The organism is Sulfurovum sp., assembly GCF_041551015.1.
GTDB lineage: Bacteria > Campylobacterota > Campylobacteria > Campylobacterales > Sulfurovaceae > Sulfurovum.
This window is the reverse complement of sequence record NZ_JBFENQ010000156.1, coordinates 1-3,834: the sequence shown is the minus strand read 5'-3', so window position 1 is coordinate 3,834 and position 3,834 is coordinate 1. Positions and strand designations below refer to the sequence as shown.

The following is a 3,834-nucleotide window of genomic DNA, read 5'->3' as shown; positions in this document are numbered from 1 at the left end:
GTCAAACCCTTTAGTGATTTTGTTCCCCATTGGGCTTCTCATCGCTATAATTATGACCGGCAGATTATTCATGGCGATAAAAAGAACTGGACAAACTTGAGATCTTACCGATTTTACTGGATATTCAACTGTAAGATCTACTGTCCCTTAAGTGTAGCGATGTTCAGATATATGGCTTACCTTGTAAAAATTGTCGAAAATTGGTGGTGTCCGTTTGAACATGAAAAAAAAGAAGCCTATAAAGGCTCAAGCATTGACTACTCTTATTGGCATATTGATGAAAAGGAAAGAGCCAAACTCCATGAAGATGATAGAGAAAACCCTATCTGGAATGAAGAAGCACAAAACAAAGACTAGCTCTATTAATTGACGTATAATGAAAAAGTGCTATAAAGAGGATTGAACATGAAAAGAATTATGATACTAAGCGGTGCAGGTCTCTCTGCTGAGAGTGGTATCCGTACCTTTAGAGACCATGACGGTCTTTGGGAAAACCACGATGTTATGAAAGTCTGCTCTACACAAGGCTGGATCGAAGATCGTAAATATGTAACCCATTTTTACAACGAGCGCAGAAGTGATCTTGAGTTTAAAGAGCCTAATCATGCTCATAAAGTGCTGTCCCAACTTGAACAGGATTATCGAGGAAGGTTCATCCATCTCACCCAAAATATTGACAATCTTATGGAGAAGGCAGGTGCCAAAGATGTGATCCATCTTCATGGTACGCTAACCGATCTTCGCTGTGAAGCGTGTACAGAGACGTTTAATGTTGGTTATGCCCCTCAAGATGGGAATGAATATTGTCCCCATTGTGGAAACAAAAGGGTACGTCACAATGTCGTCATGTTTGGCGAATCGGCACCGGAGTACAGTCACATCCATGACGCTATTCGTCAGAGTACACTTTTCATCGCTATAGGTACTAGCGGTGCCGTGATCGACATTGTTCCCATTGCGAAGGAATTTAAACACTCCATCCTTATTGATCCCAAACGTCAGAAGACTACAAGTATATATGATCCAAAGTCTTACATTGATGAATACTTTGAGCATTTCATCCAGAAAAAGGCGGGTGATGCGATGGATGACATGATAGCAATTATCAAAGATCATATGGGTGATCGATTATAACTACACCACATTTAGGAGGGAGTATGTCTTCACACTTACTTCACACAATATGACTATACTGGCAATATGAATTCCATGAAGGACTCTTATCCCTTTTTGATACTTCTGGTTTTCTGGTAACTTTTTATTTTAGATTGCATCATTCTTCCTTGTTTGTATGCTTCCTTTAATCTTGTCCAAAACTTTTAAAAGTTACCTTCTTCCAAAAATCATAATATTATCTACTAAGAACCATATATAGTTATATATTTTATAAAGTCTCTTCGCATGAAATTTTCTAGTATCTGCTTCTTTAAAATGAAATAAAAGAAGAGAGTCCCCCCTAATCTATATAGTGATATAATTGCAGCAAAAATATAAGTGAGCACAGTAATATGGCAGATAAAGATGAGAATTATGCATTTCCATGGGGATTTCATATAGGAGACTTACACAAAGAAGGCCATGACACCATCCCTCTATATACGGTTAGTAAAGATGGTGGATTCTGCCTATTGTATGATAATGTCTCTGAAGCAAAGGCTGACAAGTTACTAGAGAGTCTTTGTTTGGAACTGCTCTCTACAATGCCTCATGAAAGTTTAAAAGTAGATCTTTTTGATTTTGGTAAAAAGAAGTTCTATAATCTTTCACCTTTGCAGTATCTGCATCTCTATAAAACAGCTTATAATTCTGAGATGATGTTAGCGCTTTTTGAGGAGCTTGAAGAGACTATCATCTCTCGTCATAAAGAGTTACTCTGTTGTAATAGGCCTACTATAAATGAACATAATCAAAAATCTAAACTTAAAAAGATGTATCATCTGGTACTGATGAATTTAGAAAACTTTCCAACAGAAGATATTGACTTAAGAAGAATCAAAAACTTTGTAGAATCAGCTTCTCAAGCGGGTGTCTATGTTATTGCATTTGGCAATCAAGAGATAGAACAAAGTGAAAGTAAAACAACACAAACCATATTGGAGAATTTTAAAAAGATAAGAGTGACAGAAGGTGAATTTGCAATCACAAAAGAGATTTTTGAATTTGTTGAACTTCTGGAAGATCACCGTTTTGAGTCACTTGATCTTGACAAAGGTCACTTACTTCAGAAAACACTTACCCACGCAAACATTGAAGGTCTCATGAACCCAGAGAATATAAAACTAGAAGAGAATACAAAAGTCAAATAATAATTAGCTCTTTATGGAGTGTATCATAGTGGGAGATTCGAATACATTTCTCTATCCTACATATATTGCCTATAATATATAGGCAATTTTGATATACTATGAGAGTGTTAAGTTCAGTTCTATAACCATCCGTGGAAATCTAAATATTATATATTTGAAGGTCCTTTTTATGGATAATACCAGTACATACACATCACTTATTCAATCACGTTTTTATCTTATATCTGAACTAATGGGCATTTTTGTTATTATGCCAGCCGTCCTCTATGCGTTACTTCCTATACCTATTATGCTCATTTTATGGTCGATCGCTTTCATCTGTATTTGGGCTGCATTCAAAGACAAAACCTTTGACCGTGACTCTCTATGGCGTTCATCTGAGCTCAAAAAACATTATAAAGGCATGCTAAAACAGTTTATCGTCATTGCCGCAGTGATGATGGCTTTGATCTACTTTTTCATTCCTGATCATCTTTTTTCCCTTATTGAAGAAGATCCTCTGCTTTGGGCGTTAATAGTGGTTTTGTATCCGCTTATTTCTGTCTATCCTCAAGAGCTTCTCTACAGAACCTTCTTTTTTCACCGTTACAAGATGCTCTTTAGTGGGAAATGGCAGATGATAACTGTAAATGCCCTGCTCTTTGGCTACATGCATATCATTTTTCAAAACTGGGTAGCAGTCGGGCTTACTGTTCTGGGAGGATTTCTGTTTGCTTCCATGTATGAGAGGACACGTTCTACTCTCTTGGTCTCAGTCACACATGCACTTTATGGAGCCCTGATATTTACAATAGGACTAGGAATATACTTTGATACCGGTACAATGTTAACCGTTTCTAAAATGTTACATTAGGTTCCAGCTCTTTACTTTCATCTAACATATTATTGTGAGGGGAAATGGTTTCTCAATAGGCATGGTAAGAAAGATTTTCTACTTATCCTATAAAAGAGAAAGTAGTTACTGCTGACTAAGCCTTGTCATGACTATCTTATTCGTCATCATAAATACTGAAGATCGGTTCATATCCCATAAGTTGTAGTTTTTTATCAAGTACTTTTGCATCAAAACCGTGTACTTTACAAAATGATAATAATTTCACTTGTTGCTCTCTACTCAATCCTGCTAGCTCCAACTCAAAAGCAATTTCATCCAACGTCATAATATATTCCTTATAATCTATGCTACTGCATTACTAATACCACTATAAATATTAATGGTTTTTTAACAGATTTTAGCATTTTTATGGATTGTACCATTCAATTCTTATATTTGACAATATCTTGATTAGTCAGTCATTAAACATTGTAACGCAGATATTTTCTACAAATAAATATTTTGCAGAGTCAAAGATTGAGTAGTCTGAAAGTTCGTGTTTTAGAGGATTAAAGTGGCGGACAGTGAGGGATTCGAACCCTCGGTACCCTTACGAGTACGCATCCTTAGCAGGGATGTGGTTTCAGCCAACTCACCCAACTGTCCATGTGTTTTTGTGGATGAGATTATAATAACATTGGGTTAAATAGAAGC

The 3,834-nt window shown here is 36.3% G+C and carries 5 protein-coding genes and 1 tRNA gene; 4 read left to right on the top strand and 2 right to left on the bottom strand.

Annotated elements, in window-relative coordinates:
• The 4 genes from ABZC96_RS08930 to ABZC96_RS08915 form a co-directional block, all read left to right on the top strand.
• Positions 1-357: hypothetical protein (locus tag ABZC96_RS08930; protein WP_373030562.1), on the top strand; the 357-nt coding region annotated here is incomplete at its 5' end.
• A gap of 48 nt (positions 358-405) precedes the next feature.
• Entirely contained in the window at positions 406-1,134 is a 729-nt protein-coding gene (locus ABZC96_RS08925) for an NAD-dependent deacetylase (protein ID WP_373030561.1), read from the top strand.
• A 374-nt stretch (positions 1,135-1,508) separates the two neighbouring features.
• Positions 1,509-2,306 carry a hypothetical protein gene (locus ABZC96_RS08920; protein ID WP_373030559.1) on the top strand — a complete coding sequence of 266 codons (798 nt, stop codon included), beginning with the start codon at positions 1,509-1,511 and terminating at the stop codon, positions 2,304-2,306.
• A 169-nt stretch (positions 2,307-2,475) separates the two neighbouring features.
• Positions 2,476-3,159, top strand: coding sequence for a lysostaphin resistance A-like protein (locus ABZC96_RS08915; protein WP_373030558.1), 684 nt, complete (start codon positions 2,476-2,478; stop codon positions 3,157-3,159).
• 136 nt (positions 3,160-3,295) lie between these two features.
• Here ABZC96_RS08915 and ABZC96_RS08910 read toward each other — a convergent pair whose 3' ends face one another.
• On the bottom strand, positions 3,296-3,466 hold the full coding sequence (locus ABZC96_RS08910) for a hypothetical protein (protein WP_373030557.1): 171 nt from the start codon (positions 3,464-3,466) through the stop codon (positions 3,296-3,298).
• Positions 3,467-3,695: 229 nt separating this feature from the next.
• A tRNA-Ser gene (locus tag ABZC96_RS08905) sits at positions 3,696-3,786 on the bottom strand.
• Between the last annotated feature and the right edge of the window lie 48 nt (positions 3,787-3,834).

Bases quoted from the DNA above. Each gene is read 5' to 3' on its own strand.
- ABZC96_RS08915 (WP_373030558.1), top strand. From the start codon at position 2,476: ATGGATAATACCAGTACATACACATCACTTATTCAATCACGTTTTTAT.
- ABZC96_RS08910 (WP_373030557.1), bottom strand. From the start codon at position 3,466: ATGACGTTGGATGAAATTGCTTTTGAGTTGGAGCTAGCAGGATTGAGT.
- ABZC96_RS08920 (WP_373030559.1), top strand. From the start codon at position 1,509: ATGGCAGATAAAGATGAGAATTATGCATTTCCATGGGGATTTCATATA.
- ABZC96_RS08925 (WP_373030561.1), top strand. From the start codon at position 406: ATGAAAAGAATTATGATACTAAGCGGTGCAGGTCTCTCTGCTGAGAGT.